This is a genomic window from Tunturiibacter gelidiferens, assembly GCF_051013345.1.
Taxonomy (GTDB): Bacteria; Acidobacteriota; Terriglobia; order Terriglobales; family Acidobacteriaceae; genus Edaphobacter; species Edaphobacter gelidiferens_A.
This window is the reverse complement of the sequence record NZ_CP132939.1, coordinates 5,727,614-5,741,514: the sequence shown is the minus strand read 5'-3', so window position 1 is coordinate 5,741,514 and position 13,901 is coordinate 5,727,614. Positions and strand designations below refer to the sequence as shown.

15 protein-coding genes and 1 pseudogene are annotated in these 13,901 nt (G+C 56.5%); 9 read left to right on the top strand and 7 right to left on the bottom strand.

Annotation, left to right across the window (positions count from 1 at the left end; genetic code table 11):
- Window positions 1-210 precede the first annotated feature (210 nt).
- Window positions 211-972 carry an OmpA family protein gene (locus tag RBB80_RS28975; protein ID WP_433965638.1) on the top strand — a complete coding sequence of 254 codons (762 nt, stop codon included), beginning with the start codon at window positions 211-213 and terminating at the stop codon, window positions 970-972.
- Between the two features lie 110 nt (window positions 973-1,082).
- Here the strand turns inward: RBB80_RS28975 and RBB80_RS28970 are convergent, their stop codons facing one another.
- Window positions 1,083-1,301, bottom strand: a complete 219-nt coding sequence (locus RBB80_RS28970) for a DUF3311 domain-containing protein (RefSeq protein ID WP_179583564.1) — start codon at window positions 1,299-1,301, stop codon at window positions 1,083-1,085.
- Window positions 1,302-1,341: 40 nt separating this feature from the next.
- Here RBB80_RS28970 and mazG point away from each other — a divergent pair, with 40 nt between their 5' ends.
- Window positions 1,342-2,316, top strand: coding sequence for a nucleoside triphosphate pyrophosphohydrolase (mazG, locus tag RBB80_RS28965; protein ID WP_433965637.1), 975 nt, complete (start codon window positions 1,342-1,344; stop codon window positions 2,314-2,316).
- Between the two features lie 99 nt (window positions 2,317-2,415).
- Entirely contained in the window at window positions 2,416-3,021 is a 606-nt protein-coding gene (locus tag RBB80_RS28960) for a GNAT family N-acetyltransferase (RefSeq protein WP_433965636.1), read from the top strand.
- 135 nt (window positions 3,022-3,156) lie between these two features.
- On the opposite strand, the gene RBB80_RS28955 is transcribed toward RBB80_RS28960, so the two are convergent.
- Window positions 3,157-3,309, bottom strand: coding sequence for a hypothetical protein (locus RBB80_RS28955; RefSeq protein WP_433965635.1), 153 nt, complete (start codon window positions 3,307-3,309; stop codon window positions 3,157-3,159).
- On the opposite strand from RBB80_RS28955, the gene menC reads away from it, so the two are divergent.
- On the top strand, window positions 3,290-4,240 hold the full coding sequence (gene menC / locus RBB80_RS28950) for an o-succinylbenzoate synthase (protein WP_433969939.1): 951 nt from the start codon (window positions 3,290-3,292) through the stop codon (window positions 4,238-4,240). The two genes, RBB80_RS28955 and menC, sit on opposite strands and share 20 nt — an antisense overlap.
- Before the next feature lie 4 nt (window positions 4,241-4,244).
- Here menC and RBB80_RS28945 read toward each other — a convergent pair whose 3' ends face one another.
- Entirely contained in the window at window positions 4,245-4,868 is a 624-nt protein-coding gene (locus tag RBB80_RS28945; RefSeq protein ID WP_433965634.1) for a hypothetical protein, read from the bottom strand.
- A gap of 498 nt (window positions 4,869-5,366) precedes the next feature.
- Between RBB80_RS28945 and RBB80_RS28940 the strand changes: the two genes are divergently transcribed.
- The gene (locus RBB80_RS28940) at window positions 5,367-5,789 is read left to right on the top strand and encodes a bactofilin family protein (RefSeq protein ID WP_433965633.1); all 423 of its coding nucleotides are present in this window, start codon (window positions 5,367-5,369) and stop codon (window positions 5,787-5,789) included.
- Window positions 5,790-5,908: 119 nt separating this feature from the next.
- A complete protein-coding gene (locus RBB80_RS28935; RefSeq protein ID WP_433965632.1) occupies window positions 5,909-6,451 on the top strand; it encodes an SAM-dependent methyltransferase in 543 nt (180 codons plus the stop codon).
- Between the two features lie 104 nt (window positions 6,452-6,555).
- Here the strand turns inward: RBB80_RS28935 and RBB80_RS28930 are convergent, their stop codons facing one another.
- The 4 genes from RBB80_RS28930 to RBB80_RS28915 all read right to left on the bottom strand — a co-directional run bounded on the left by RBB80_RS28930 (window position 6,556) and on the right by RBB80_RS28915 (window position 9,614).
- Complete coding sequence (locus RBB80_RS28930; RefSeq protein ID WP_433965631.1) at window positions 6,556-6,813, bottom strand: hypothetical protein; 258 nt, start codon at window positions 6,811-6,813, stop codon at window positions 6,556-6,558.
- Window positions 6,814-6,907: 94 nt separating this feature from the next.
- Window positions 6,908-7,780 carry a hypothetical protein gene (locus RBB80_RS28925; RefSeq protein ID WP_433965630.1) on the bottom strand — a complete coding sequence of 291 codons (873 nt, stop codon included), beginning with the start codon at window positions 7,778-7,780 and terminating at the stop codon, window positions 6,908-6,910.
- Between the two features lie 11 nt (window positions 7,781-7,791).
- Window positions 7,792-9,339, bottom strand: a complete 1,548-nt coding sequence (locus tag RBB80_RS28920; protein ID WP_433965629.1) for an APC family permease — start codon at window positions 9,337-9,339, stop codon at window positions 7,792-7,794.
- Between the two features lie 143 nt (window positions 9,340-9,482).
- On the bottom strand, window positions 9,483-9,614 hold the full coding sequence (locus RBB80_RS28915) for a hypothetical protein (protein ID WP_433965628.1): 132 nt from the start codon (window positions 9,612-9,614) through the stop codon (window positions 9,483-9,485).
- A 74-nt stretch (window positions 9,615-9,688) separates the two neighbouring features.
- Between RBB80_RS28915 and lnt the strand changes: the two genes are divergently transcribed.
- From lnt to RBB80_RS28900, 3 genes and pseudogenes are all read left to right on the top strand, one after another.
- A complete protein-coding gene (lnt, locus tag RBB80_RS28910) occupies window positions 9,689-11,350 on the top strand; it encodes an apolipoprotein N-acyltransferase (protein WP_433965627.1) in 1,662 nt (553 codons plus the stop codon).
- A gap of 353 nt (window positions 11,351-11,703) precedes the next feature.
- Window positions 11,704-12,837: pseudogene (gene prfB / locus RBB80_RS28905) on the top strand (peptide chain release factor 2).
- A gap of 525 nt (window positions 12,838-13,362) precedes the next feature.
- A complete protein-coding gene (locus tag RBB80_RS28900; RefSeq protein ID WP_433965626.1) occupies window positions 13,363-13,638 on the top strand; it encodes a hypothetical protein in 276 nt (91 codons plus the stop codon).
- The last annotated feature ends 263 nt before the right edge of the window (window positions 13,639-13,901 follow it).

Genomic DNA, 13,901 nt, shown 5'->3' with positions numbered 1-13,901 from the left:
GTGCACATGTTTGCTCGGTAGATTTGACGCGACAGCCGATCAAAAGTTCCTGCCAGACACCAGTCGCGCTGTTCGGCCAGGTATGCTCGTTGCCGTAAGTATTTGAGAATATTGTAGTTAATTGTGCCAACGTTTTGGCGCTCTGATTGCATCTTATCTACTGCTGTGGATCAACCGCTGCAGCATTTACGACCAGGAGAGTGAAAGAGAATGAGCTCCAATAAATATAGGGACATGAAGATCAAATCTGCCTGCACCGCCGCCTTTGCCAGTGCTCTCGCCCTCACGTTTACGATGGGATGCTCGACAAAGAACTACGTCCGCTCTCAGACCGCCCCCATCATCCAACAAACGAATGATCTCGACACCAAGACTGCCGCCGATCACCGCAATATTGTCGACACAGACGAGCGTGCCAAGAGCGGAATCGCGGGCGCACAATCTGCAGCGAACACAGCCGATCAGCATGCCCTTGCAGCCGGGCAATCCGCCGATGCGGCTAACCAATCTGCGAAGGAAGCATATAACCGGGTCGACAGCCTGAGTGGCGTCGTCGCCAATCTGGACAACTATAAGCAAATCTCGGATGTGAGCGTTACCTTTGCATTTGATAAGTACGTTCTAACGGCAGCTGATAAAAAGCAGCTCGACGATCTGGCGGCAAATCTCAGCAGTACCCGCGGTTACATCCTTGAGGTGACTGGTGGAACCGACTCAGTAGGTGATGCAACCTATAACTATCAACTTAGCCAGCATCGTGCTGATGCCGTGGTCAACTATCTAGCATCGAAATACAACATCCCGCCGCATAAGTTTTATTTAATTGGCATCGGCAAGGACCAGCAGGTCGCGAGTGACAGCACAGCCGCGGGTCGCGCAAAGAATCGTCGTGTCGACATCAAGCTTATGACAAACATGAACAGCGATCAGCCAGGTACTGCTGCCTCCACCAAGCCAAACGGCCAGATGTAGTCAGTTCACTCAACTCGAAGTCACGCAACGCGCCGATGTTCTTGTCGGCGCGTTCGTTTTCTAACTCCGTCTTACGCTCGAAAAGGCATCAAAATGCCGTGCTATAGAGGCTACGTTTTGAGCTTGCGATAGACGATAGCCAAAAGCACAGAGGCCAGGATGACCCACGCAAACTGATACCAGTAGAAAAATGGAAAGCCCCAGAGCGCCGGTGTTGAACGCGCATAGACTATGGGGAAACACAGTCCAAGATAAGGCAGTAGAAGCAGCAGTACCCAGCGACTCCTGCGTTGCCTTGGTTTAGAGTTAGCTTCCTGCTCTGGCACCATATTCTGCAAAGGATAATGCATTTACCTCGAGGCCGGAAGCATGTCATCGACTAAGTCATCGGGTAAAGTTGAAGATATGGAAGATATGCCCGAGTCAAGCCCGGAGAGTCTCCTGCAAGAGGTCGCTTCACCTACCGCGGACCCGATCGCTGAGGCCATAACGATCATGGCACGTCTGCGCGCCCCGGACGGCTGCCCCTGGGATCGCGAGCAGACCTTCGACTCCATCAAGCGGCATACGCTCGAGGAGACCTACGAGGTCTTCGACGCTATCGAGCGCCGCGCCTGGCCTGACCTCAGGGATGAGCTGGGCGATCTTCTCCTCCAGGTACTCTTCTACGCTCAGATGGCCTCCGAGGCCGGCTACTTCACGATCCGGGATGTAGCTGAGAACCTGAACGCCAAGTTGATTCGCCGCCATCCACACATCTTTGCCGGCGCTGAGGCGACTGACTCCAACGCCGTTCTGCGCAACTGGGAACAGATCAAACAGACTGAAAAGAAGGGATCTGCCTCAACACAAACCTCCATGCTCGACGATATTCCTAGTTCGATGCCGGCCTTGATGGAAGCAGGAAAACTCGGCTCTCGCGCAGCAAAGGTAGGCTTTGACTGGCCTAATCCAGACGGCCTCTTCGACAAGCTGCACGAGGAGATCGGCGAACTCAAGGCCGAGTTGGATCCCTCCTCAACCGCCAGATCCTCAACGGCCAGCTCCACAACCGCGATCGAAGCAGAGCTGGGAGACATTCTCTTCACAGCGGTCAACCTCGCCCGACACCTCAGGGTTGACCCCGAATCTGCCCTGCGTGCCACAAATACAAAGTTTCGCCGTCGCTTCGCCGCAATGGAGTCTGCCGCGGGCAACAGCGCAGCTCTGGCGGCTTCCACCCCGATCAGCTCGAAATACTATGGAATCAAGCGAAGAACGCCGCCACCGAACCCACAAGGTCATGAACACCAGTCCTCAGACAGCCATCCACATCCAGTCACTTACCAGCCTCGAACACTTTGAGCGCTGCGTCGTCCTCCAGCTGGAAGTCTGGGGCTACAGTGACGGCGACGTAGTCCCCGGCGGGTCTTCGTAGTCGCACAGCGCATCGGCGGACAGGTGTTGGGAGCCTTCGATGGCGATACCCTCGTCGGCTTCGCCATGTCCCTGCCTGGCTACCGCGAAGGCAAGTCTTATCTCCACTCCCACATGCTCGCCGTCCTCCCGCAGCACCGCAACGCCGGCATCGGCCGCCGTCTCAAGCTCGCCCAGCGCGACGACGCCATTGCCCGCGGCATCGATCTAATGGAATGGACCTTCGATCCTCTGGAGATCAGGAACTCGCACCTGAACATTAGCCGGCTCGGCGCTATCGTTCGGCGCTATCAGCCGGACTTTTACGGGCCTTCCTCCTCCCCGTTGCAGGGCGGCCTCCCGACCGATAGGCTATACGCGGAGTGGTGGCTGCGCTCCCGTCACGTAGCGGATCTGCTCCGAGGCGAGCCTCAGCCCCAGCAGATACTTGAACGCATCATGGTCCCCCATACCATCTACCAATGGAAGCAGGACCCTCAGCAACGAAGCCTCGCCAGAACGCTCCAGAGCGACAACCGGACGGCGCTCGAATCGGCGTTTCAGCGCGGACTGGCCGTCGTCGGGTACGAACGGGATACACAGGGCAACGGCAGTTTCCTCCTTGCCCCCTGGAATAACACCTCAGAGATCTGACATATCAACACCCGCGATCGCATACAATTTCACTGAGCCAGACCCACCAGACCCGCCACGATCCAGCAATTCGGAAAGACAGGACTGTACATGCTCAACATCGATGCGATTCACCTCCGAGAGATCAACCTGCCCTTAGCTCATCCCTTCGAGACCAGCTTCGGCGTCACCACTAGCCGCCGTATTCTCCTGATAGAACTGGAATCCGAAGGCCTCACCGCGTGGGGAGTGCGTCGCCGGCGAACACCCGTACTTCAGCGACGAGACCATCGACACGGCTTGGATCATCACCGAGTCGGAGCTCGTCCCCCGTCTCCTCGAAGCCAATCTGGACCGCGGCGGGGACTGTCCGAATATCTTCCGGCAAGTCCGCGGCCATCGCATGGCCAAGGCTGCGCTCGAAAACGCTGTATGGGACCTCGAAGCGCAGGCCAAGTGCGTCTCCCTGGCTGAACTCCTTGGCGGAACACGCGACGTCATCCCCTGCGGAGTCTCGATTGGCATTCAACCCTCGCCCGACCATCTAATGGACACGATCGCCACCGAACTCGCGGCAGGCTATCAGCGCATCAAGCTGAAGTGCAAACCAGGCTGGGACGTCAATATCTTCGAAGCGGTCCGCGACCGGTGGCCCGACATCACCCTCAGCTGCGATGCCAACTCCGCCTATCGCATGAAAGACCTTGAAAATATCGTCGACTGGGACCGCTTCAACCTGCTCATGATCGAGCAGCCGCTCTGGTACGACGACTTCTACTTCCACTCCATGCTGCAGAAGCGCCTCGAAACCTCGATCTGCCTGGACGAATCCATCCGCAACCGCCGCGACGCCCTCGCCGCCATCGACATGGAATCCTGTCGAATTATCAATATCAAAGTCGGCCGTGTCGGCGGCTTTAGCGAGGCCATCGCCGTTCATAACGCGGCAGAGGAGCGCGGTATTCCCGTCTGGTGCGGAGGTATGCTGGAGACCGGTATCGGTCGCTCTCACAACATCGCCCTCGCGTCCCTGCCGAACTTTTCTCTTCCCGGCGACGTTTCTGCCTCCAGCCGATATTGGACGCAGGACATCATCGAGCCACCGGTCACCGTCAGTGCTAAAGGTGAGATCGCAGTCCCAACCACAGTTGGCAGAGGCTTCGAAGTGCAGCGCGACCGCGTCGAGTCCCTCACCGTGCGCCGACAAACACTCCACGCTAAGGCTAGTGTGACAGCGTGATCGTCTACCGGCCCGGCAAAGGCGTATCCAGCATCATGCGAATGGCGTCCTGATAGCTCATCGGACCAAGCTTTTGAAAATCACTGGCAGTCGACTCGGTATGGACGTTAACCGTTTTCAACATCAGCGCACGCACGCTCAGCTTCATTGAAAAATAAGTGAATATCCATCTGTTCTCACCAATATTGGTTTGGCTCAATGCTAGTTTGCCCCCAGGATAGATATGGGCCAGCATGCCCCAGCCGAAGTTCACCCCGCGCGCGATCGTCCCATCCATCCGAACCAGATAATGCGACTTGGCATCGATCCAGATTCTTCCCTCGAGCCCAGTCAGTGCCTCGGCCTCGGTATTTGGTGGATTGAACTTCGGGTTCGGTTTGTAGTCGATTACGATCTCCCGCGCGCCGCCGTTTTTGCCGGTCTGCGGCTGGCCCGGGGTGTAGGTATAAATCGCCGCATCTGGCATCAAAGGCACTAACTTGTCCGCCATCTTCCGCTCCGAATCGGTATTTCGAATATGCCTGAAATAGGTTGATGGTGACGCGATCATATCGCTCAGCCGTTGCCGCTCGCTTTTATCCTGCTCCTCCGTCAGCGGCTTTCCGTCCCTCATAATCAGCCGCGCCACAGTTCCATCTTTACTTTCAACGACGTCGCGAACTACGTCGCCCTTCTCGCTGAGTGTGTGGGTGCGATATCGCAGGTACGAGTCGTTGTGGTGAAGGGCTATTAACTCATTCTTCGACGCGTCGACTACCCACGAACGTGGTGGCACCGTTAGCAAGGCCGCCTCATCTACATCTTTCGTCGTAGTGGCACTCTGTGCTCGTGCTACCATCCCGGTCGTGACCGCCAGCAACAGGAGAGATCCGATGACAATTCGCTTCCGACACCTCCTGTGCTCTAAAACTGTCCTGAATCGGGGCTTGCCGGCTGAAGTTGCCTCACGCGCGTCCACTGTGGCTCTTACCAATCCACACCTCTCATCTCTCCATTCTATGGTTCTTTTATATGACTCACGGTGGGCGGCAAAGTATTCGCGGTTTGCCTCTCGGCATGAGCTTGGGTATAGTTCGGGCAAGGTGCACATGCAGTAGACAGGACCTCAAGGGAGAACAACACGCTTATGAAACCAGCAGAGGGTTCCACCGTCATCGGTAAGTCGGTCGTCATTCGAGGAGAACTCTCCGGCGAGGAAGACCTCTACATCGACGGAGACATCGAAGGAACCATCACCCTCAAAGAAAGCTGTTTGACCATCGGGCCCAACGCACGCGTTCGGGCTGATATCAGCGTCCGCGATGTCACCGTATTCGGTCATCTTACCGGTAATGTCCAGGCCACTGGTCGCGTCGACCTGCGTCAGTCCGCAATCGTGAACGGAGACATCTTGGCCGGCCGGCTCTGCATTGAAGAGAGTGCAATACTGAAGGGAAGTGTCGAACTCAAACTCTCCTCCGAAGCGCAATCCAAGTCCTCAACGGCAGTCGCAACTCCCTCCGCGTCCGTCGAGGCAAGCGCTCCACTTTTCTCTCAACCACAGGCCTAGGACCAGAAAGGGAAGCGGGCTCAATGCGCAGCCTTTTCGGCGGTAGCGATAGCACAAGTACTCCACGAGGTGGCGACACCGGTCGTATTCCTCGTCATTCCAGTGGATGGAAAGAGTTGATGAAACACCTGCAGACGCAGGAATCACTGCGCATCCTCGACATCGGACCAACTTCATCCACCAACATCAACTACATCACCAGCCTCGGCCACAGCATCTACATGGCGAGCGTTGTAGACGAAGCCTCGAAGCCAGAGTGGCTCACTCCCGGCGAAGAGGGGCAGGAACCCAGGTTCGATGTCGAGCGTTTTCTCGAGAGCAATCTTAATTTTTCCGGTCGCGTATTCGACGTCGTCATCTTTTGGGACACGGCGGACTATCTGCCCGAACCTCTTATAGGACCTGTACTGTCCCGTATCCACAAGGTGCTTCAACCGGGAGGCCTTATGCTTGCTTACTTTCACCAGACAAGCAGTCCCGAGACCTTCTTCTGCCGATACCATCTCACCGACACCGATGTAGTTGAGATGCAGCGTGCAGGGAACTATCCACTTCTTAACATCTTCAACAACCGCAAGATTGAAAACCTGCTGAGCGAGTTTAGTAACTTCCGATTCTTCCTCGCTAAAGACAGCCTTCGCGAGGTCATTATCACCCGATAATGGAGCGGTAAGCCTGGATGTTCGGGCGGAATCGAACTCATCTAAAGAAAATAGGCGCCTCGACTAGAGGCGCCTATTTTCTTTAGCAGAAATTCCAAGAAACTCTATCCCTTCGAACTCTGTTTCCGGCGCTCGGCCCAGCGCTTCTTCATCGCATCGGCGATTCGTTTACGGCCCTCGGGGCTCAATTTGCGTTTTCGAGGGGCGGTGGCTGGCGTTGCAGCAGCGGCGTTCTTACTACCTTTGGGACGGCCAGGGCCTGTTCGCTTCGCTGTTGCCGTTGTTCCCCCCAGTAGCGCGCGCGCTTGCTGGAGCTTCACGATCTGGGCATCAATCTCGGCAATAATACGGCTAACTTCCACGTGTTACCTCCAGTGGCATCAATAGGTCGAGTTATTCGAGGATCTATCTGCGTCGACCAATTCTTATTGCCACCTAATGACGATACAGAAGTAACTAATGTGATGCAAACAATAAGTAACTCGTCCGACTATTTGATTTTAGCGGTAGTAACTTTATGGTCTTCGGTACTATGTGCTGTTTTGGCAGCGCGGATCGCATACCCTGGTCCAGCTTCATCCAACTCTTCGTGCCGCGAGCCCCCAAACCACGACGATGATGGGACTCATCAATGCACCTCTGCAGATCTTTCAGGGTTCCTTGTTTGTCTCGCGCAAACTCAGTCGCCATGCGGGTCAGGGCATAGGTGAGTATGTCGCTGTGATGGATATCCTCCATGTCCGGCGCGCGCCGAATGTTGAGCCACAGACGATGTACAAGCTGCACTTCGTGCGGTTCGATAGTAGGTGCATGGGGACCTATGTGGAAGCTCAGCGACTCGCCATCCGGTTTGACGACATAAAAAGTAAACTGACGCTTCGGCTCAGGCAGTGCCTCCCACGCCTGGCCAACATGGTAAGCCTGTTCCTCAGCAGTAAGCTTGGTCGATAGTCCTGAGACAACAGCCGCTGCATCAAGAGAATTAGCTGTCTGCACAAGCGCCGAAAATATATCTCCAGCCGGAACTACCAGCAGCGAAATATGTTTCCCGAAGCTTTCGGCGACAGACACAGCCTTCGTAAATAGCATCTGCTCGTGTTCGCTGAATAACTGCTCCGACGCGTCGACATACTCCGGTCCGCCCGCGCCCATCATTCGAGCAGCCAGTACAACTAGGTCCTGATCGTCTGTGTTGGTGTGAGTCAAAGCCCACTTCAGCGCAAACGGTGCGGCCGAGTCGCGCATGGTCACCACTACCGCGCCTGGACGAATCTCCAGCGCTTCACGTCCCACGTTATCCTGATGCTCCAGCTGAAAATGTTCTTTCATCTGCAGCGTGGTTAGGTCGTGACGACGCTTGTTATCTCTCTCCGAGAGAGAAAAATTACAAAGAATGCAGCCGCAAAAATAACTCCACTTACCGTAGCTACCGATTTCGTGAACAAGTTCACAATCGCAGTCGTAAGCAGAACCAGGAAGACAGAAAGTAGTCCCAGAGGAATCTCTGTTTTTCCGATCCGAATATTGAGCGGAACCTTCCAACCCCGTTCGCCTTTGTACTTCCACCGCAGTACCAGCATCGCCAGGGCATTGAAGGTGAAGCTCCAGATCACGCCAAACGCATAGGCTTCACCCAGCATGATGACGTTGCCCCGAGTTACAAGAATTGTGAACACCTGCAGTCCTGCAACCAGGTTCACGATACGATAACTGGTCCCATATTTCCTCTGTGGCTTACGAAACCAGTCCGACAGCACTCCATCCTCGGCCACCCGCATCAGTACGCCGGTCGAACCGACGATCGCGGTATTTACAGCTCCGCCAAGAATCAAGAATCCCACGATCACCACAAAGACACGGAAGCCGATCCGCACCGCCAGCGGCCCCACCATGAACATTGCCATTCCGGCGATCAAATTGTCGCGATAAACCGGCACCCGCACCGTGTCCGGAATCAACATCACAGCCAGCAACGTGCCGATGCCCGTGAAGATGAAGCTGTAGATCGCAATCACGATCGCTGCCCGCTTCAAATTCTTCAGCTTCGGATGTTCAATCTCGCGGTTCACCTGCGCCAGTGATTCTTCGCCGCTCATCGCAAGCACCGAGTGACCGAATGCCATCAACACACCGAAGAGCCCCAGCGACCGCATGAATCCGGTGTGCTTCAAGAATCCCAGAGCATCTTTGCTGAAATGGAGATTGTCCGGCGTAGGCCAGGGCGGAAGGTGGGCCCCAACATGGATCGCAGAGAATACTCCCCAGCTAAGTAGAATCACAACCATCACGGTCGTGATCTTCATCACCTTCAGAGCCTTATCGCTCGACTCCTCAATCCCCTTGGTGTTCTGCCACCAAAAGTAGGTGGTTATAAGGCCCGCAATCGCAGCCGAAGTCCCGTCCACCGGCAACTGTCGAGCCGAGCCGCTCGAATGCAGCACCAACCCGCTAGCCCAATGGTGTGCTGCACAAAGCCGCAACAACTCATTCAGCAGACCGACGATGTACTGCCCAGCTGAAACGCCCGAGATCGGTCCTGTCAGAACGTAATCGAACATCAACGCGGACACGCTCAGCTTTGCAAACGTTCCCCCCAACGCCTCCTTCACAATTCGGTAGACACCACCGCGCGTAAACATGCTGCAGCTCTCGACATACACCGAACGCACCGCAAAGCTGAACAGCATCACGCCCAGGATGAACCACGGCGCAGCCTTGCCAACCGCCTCTTCCGCGATGCCGCCCGCATAGAACGCCGAAGACCCAAGGTCGTTCAGCACAATTGCCGCCGCTCGCCAGAAAGAAATAAAGGTGAGCATCACCGACGACGCCACGACCAGGCGGACGCGGTTCGATTGCGGCTTATTGATCGTTTGTTTAGATCCCATTATGGTTTGCTGTTTGATAACGCGAACAGCCAGCGATACTGAATAACTTCAGCATGTTCGACGGCCACTCCCCCAACCTAAGTGGAACACTGCCAACACCCACCGGCAAGAGCAGAGTGTGATCCTGCTTCCGCCGTTGACAGCTATTCTTCATCCCCCAGCAACTCCTTCAAATCCTCTGCAAAACTCACCACGATCACCACTGCGGAACCCGCCATCCCAATAAAAAACAGCGGGACAACAACCTTTGCAACGAGATGAATGACAAAATCCATGCGCGTCCATTGTATCTCTCAACCAGCTGGAAACTAACTGGAAATTGTCAGCTCAATGTTAGACTTCAGACGCGATGCGACTTATCCCCCTGCGACTTTGGGCCATGGCCGTCCTGTCCGGCATCCTTCAAGTTCTACCCTTTCCCATCGCGGGGCCTGTGCCTCTCTGGCGAACCATCTTTTGCTGGGTCGCACTCCTTCCTCTCCTCTGGGCGATTCTCGCTAACGACAAGAGCGGCAACACACTTACCTTCCGTCAGGGAGCAGCCCTCGGTTACCTCTGCGGCTTCCTCTGGTACATGGGAAACTGCTACTGGATCTACCAGACGATGTATCTCTACGGCGGCCTCGCCAAGCCCATCGCCGCCGGCATTCTCATCCTCTTCTGTCTCTACCTCGGCCTCTACCACGCTCTCTTTGGAACTCTCCTCGCCGCATTCGGAAATCGCTTCGGCCGTCAGGCCGCGCTGGTCTTTGTCCCCTTCGCCTGGGTCGCCGTTGAACTCGCCCGCGCCCGCATCACTGGTCTCCCCTGGGATCTTCTCGGCATCGCTCAGGTCGACAACCCCATGCTGACCCGCCTCGCTCCTATCACGGGAGCCTATGGCCTCTCCTTCGTCATTGCTGCGGTCAACGCCCTCTGGCTCGTTCGCATCCGTCTCCGCGAGCGCCGCTACACCCGTTCCGCGCTCACCATCGCGGGCGTCGTCATCGTTGTCGTCTACATCCTCGGCCTCCGCCTCATCGCAAACCCGAAGCCATCGCCCACCGCCGCAACCGCGACTCTCGTCCAGGAGAATCTAGAAGTAGGAGCAGCCAACACCGGCCCGCAACCAACAACCCAACAGTTCCTCGACTCCTTCTCCTACCTCAGCCGCTACCCGTCAACAAGATTTCTGCTTGGAACCCCCGAACTTCCAGGCACCCAGGCGGTCTATCTCATTCGCCCCCAATCCACTGGAGAATCCGACGCGAGCGCTCCCATCGCAACCAGCCTCATCGTCTGGCCCGAATCTCCCGCGCCCTTTGAAGACATAGACCCACAGTTCCGCACCGCGATCTCGGCCCTGGCCCGATCCGCACAAGCCCCCGTCATCGTAGGCAACATCGGCTTCGAGCCCAGCCCCACAAATAAATCCGGCTACACCCCGTACAACCGCGCCTCTTTCATAAATCCTGACGGCACCTTCGATGGCCACTACGACAAGATGCATCTGGTCCCCTTCGGCGAGTACGTCCCCTTCAAAGACCTCTTCTTCTTCGCAAAGAATCTCCTCAACGAAGTAGGCACCTTCTCACCCGGAGCCCAGCGCACCGTCTTCTCCACCGGCGGCCACACCTACGGCGTCTTCATCTGCTACGAATCCATCTTCGGCGATGAGATCCGTCATCTCACCCAGCAGGGAGCCGACGTCCTCATCAATATCTCCAACGACGGCTGGTACGGCAACACCAGCGCCGCATGGCAGCACCTCAACATGGTCCGCATGCGAGCCATAGAAAACCACCGCTGGATCCTCCGCGCCACCAACACCGGCGTCACCGCCTCCATCAACCCCTTCGGTCACGTAACCGCTGCTCTGCCACGCCATCTACGCTCCAGCTTGCGCGTCCACTTCGGCTACGAGCACGACCTCACCTTCTACGCCGCGCACGGTGACCTCTTCGCCTACGCCTGCGCGTTCCTCACCACGCTCGCCTTCGCATGGGGCCTCTTCGGACGAACGACAAGCTAAGATTTGAAGGGACCGCGTTCAGTCGTGCCGAAAAAGAGGCTTTAGGTCGTGCCGGACGCATCGAAGCTTCTGCATCTAGGTACACCAAGGCTTTAGGGTCTCTCCACACTTGCGATAGAAAGGGGCCTTTAGGGAACCTCTGATTTAGTGCTGTTCCCGTTCCTGCAGTCATCCTGAACGCAGTGAAGGATCCCGATAGACCTCACATAGCCTATACAGCCAGCAGCTTTCTACCTGTCCTCCCCGATTTTTCAGTCCCCACGCCCTCATAACCCTACTGCTTCCAGCTCAATCACAGTCTCCTTCAGAGCCGAATCCATCCCACATGAAAAAATGCACTAAGATTGAAAGACATGCTTAGCGATCTCGAATACTCCTACTCCCCAGTCCGCGACAAAGTACGCGATCTGCGGGAGTATCTTTGACTCGGCCCGACTCCGCCGCGAACTCTCCGTTATCGAAGAAAAGATAGCCGACCCCACCGTCTGGGCTGATGCCTCCCGCTCGCAGCCCCTCATGCGGGAACGCAAACGCCTCGAAACTCTACTCGCCGACGACGCCGAACTCGCCCGCCGCTCCGACGACATCGAAGCCTACTTCGAACTCGCCCGCGAAGGCGAAAACACCGAGCCCGACCTTTCCCGCGAGATCCCCGCCCTGGTCGACTTCTCCGAAAAGCTCGAATCCAAGACCATGCTCTCCGGCGAGACCGACCCGCTCAACGCCATCGTCACCGTACACCCCGGTGCGGGTGGAACCGAGAGTCAGGACTGGGCCGAGATGCTCATGCGCATGTACATCCGCTGGGGCGAGCGCCAGAACTTCAAGGTCGAGATCAACGAAATCCAGGATGGCGACGAAGCCGGCATCAAATCCGCCACCTTCACCATCACAGGCGACTTCGCCTTCGGCCTCCTCAGCGGTGAAACCGGCGTTCATCGTCTCGTTCGCATCTCCCCTTCGACTCTGCCAAGCGCCGTCACACCAGCTTCGCCAGCGTCTTCGTCTCGCCCGAGATCGACGACACCATCGTCATCGACATCAAGACCGAAGACCTTCGCATCGACACCTATCGCTCCGGCGGCAAGGGCGGTCAGCACGTCAACACCACCGACTCCGCCGTCCGCATCACCCACATCCCCACCGGCCTCGTCACCGGCTGCCAGAACGAGCGCTCTCAACACAAGAACAAGGAGCGGGCCATGAAGATGATGCGCTCCAAGCTCTACGAGTACGAACTCGACAAAAAGAAGGCCACCGCCCGCAAGCTCGAAGACTCCAAACTCGACATCAAATTCGGCTCGCAGATTCGCAGCTACGTCCTGCAGCCCTACCGCCTGGCCAAGGACCTGCGCACCCGCGTAGAAGTCGGCGACGTCGATAAGGTCCTCGATGGCGACCTCGAGCCCTTCATCCGCGGCTACCTCCGAATGCGTCGCGAGGGCAACTTCCCAGCCGAAGTCGCTGAGGACGACGACGTAGCCTGATCCTCTGAGCTGGAGTCGCAGCACGAACGGCTCCAGCCAAGTCTCATCCTCTAAAATAAAGCCTCGTCATCCTGAGCGAAGTGACTCACGGCACTTTGTGAGTCACGCAGTCGAAGGACCCCGCATTTGTCTTTGCGGTTGCAGTTGTTCTTGGAAGTTGCCGTTTCCTGTCCCTTTGTTTGTCATCCCGCAGGGATCTGCTTTAATCTCACTCCAACCCAGCCCATCTCAGCCCCGCGAAAGTCCCAGCGAAAATAAATCCACAAAATGTGGCGTACTCCCAGCCCACGAAAAAGTGGATGCTAACGCACCACGTTTACCACGCAATCCACCACACTTTCACCACAAAAACACCACAACAAAACACCCCTTTTCCTCAAAACCCGCAGCAAAAACACCAAACCCATCACAAAACAAAAAAACTACCAAACTTACTGCCACTCACCTCGCCGACGTCCCCGCAAACCGATGTAACTCTGGTGCCTCGGTCGCATCCAACAAATGGGACGTCGGAGGCAAAACTCAGTGAGCATCTCCAAATCGGGCACAGCTAAGACGAACGACAAGAAAAAAACACCAGACGAACTAGCGCCTCTGCGCAAACAGTTGATCGCCCTTCTCCACGGCGGTCAGGCCCACGCCACCTTCGACGAAGTCGTCGAAGACTTTCCAGCCAACCTCCGCGGCACCGTCCCACCCAACCTCCCCTACTCCGCCTGGCAGATCCTCGAGCACCTCCGCATTACTCAGCGCGACATACTCAACTTCTGCGCTCCCCCACCGGCGGCTATCACGGTCTGAAATGGCCAGACGAATACTGGCCCAAGTCTCCGCAGCCACCCGCGACCAACTCCTGGGATCAATGCATCGCAGCCATTCGCTCTGACGCCCAGCACTTTCTTGCTCTGATCGAAAATCCCAGCTCCGACCTCTACAAGCCCTTCCGTTGGGGCGATGGCCAGAACCTGCTCCGCGAAGCTCTTCTCGTCGCCGACCACAACGCCTACCACTTCGGCCAACTCCTCATCATCCGCCGTCTTTTAGGCGCATGGCACAAATAGAAC

Coding starts and splice junctions, on each gene's coding strand:
- RBB80_RS28975 (WP_433965638.1), top strand. CDS start 211: ATGAGCTCCAATAAATATAGGGACATGAAGATCAAATCTGCCTGCACC.
- RBB80_RS28970 (WP_179583564.1), bottom strand. CDS start 1,301: ATGGTGCCAGAGCAGGAAGCTAACTCTAAACCAAGGCAACGCAGGAGT.
- mazG (WP_433965637.1), top strand. CDS start 1,342: ATGTCATCGACTAAGTCATCGGGTAAAGTTGAAGATATGGAAGATATG.
- RBB80_RS28955 (WP_433965635.1), bottom strand. CDS start 3,309: ATGATCCAAGCCGTGTCGATGGTCTCGTCGCTGAAGTACGGGTGTTCG.
- RBB80_RS28940 (WP_433965633.1), top strand. CDS start 5,367: ATGAAACCAGCAGAGGGTTCCACCGTCATCGGTAAGTCGGTCGTCATT.
- RBB80_RS28935 (WP_433965632.1), top strand. CDS start 5,909: ATGAAACACCTGCAGACGCAGGAATCACTGCGCATCCTCGACATCGGA.
- RBB80_RS28925 (WP_433965630.1), bottom strand. CDS start 7,780: ATGAAAGAACATTTTCAGCTGGAGCATCAGGATAACGTGGGACGTGAA.
- RBB80_RS28920 (WP_433965629.1), bottom strand. CDS start 9,339: ATGGGATCTAAACAAACGATCAATAAGCCGCAATCGAACCGCGTCCGC.
- RBB80_RS28915 (WP_433965628.1), bottom strand. CDS start 9,614: ATGGATTTTGTCATTCATCTCGTTGCAAAGGTTGTTGTCCCGCTGTTT.
- lnt (WP_433965627.1), top strand. CDS start 9,689: ATGCGACTTATCCCCCTGCGACTTTGGGCCATGGCCGTCCTGTCCGGC.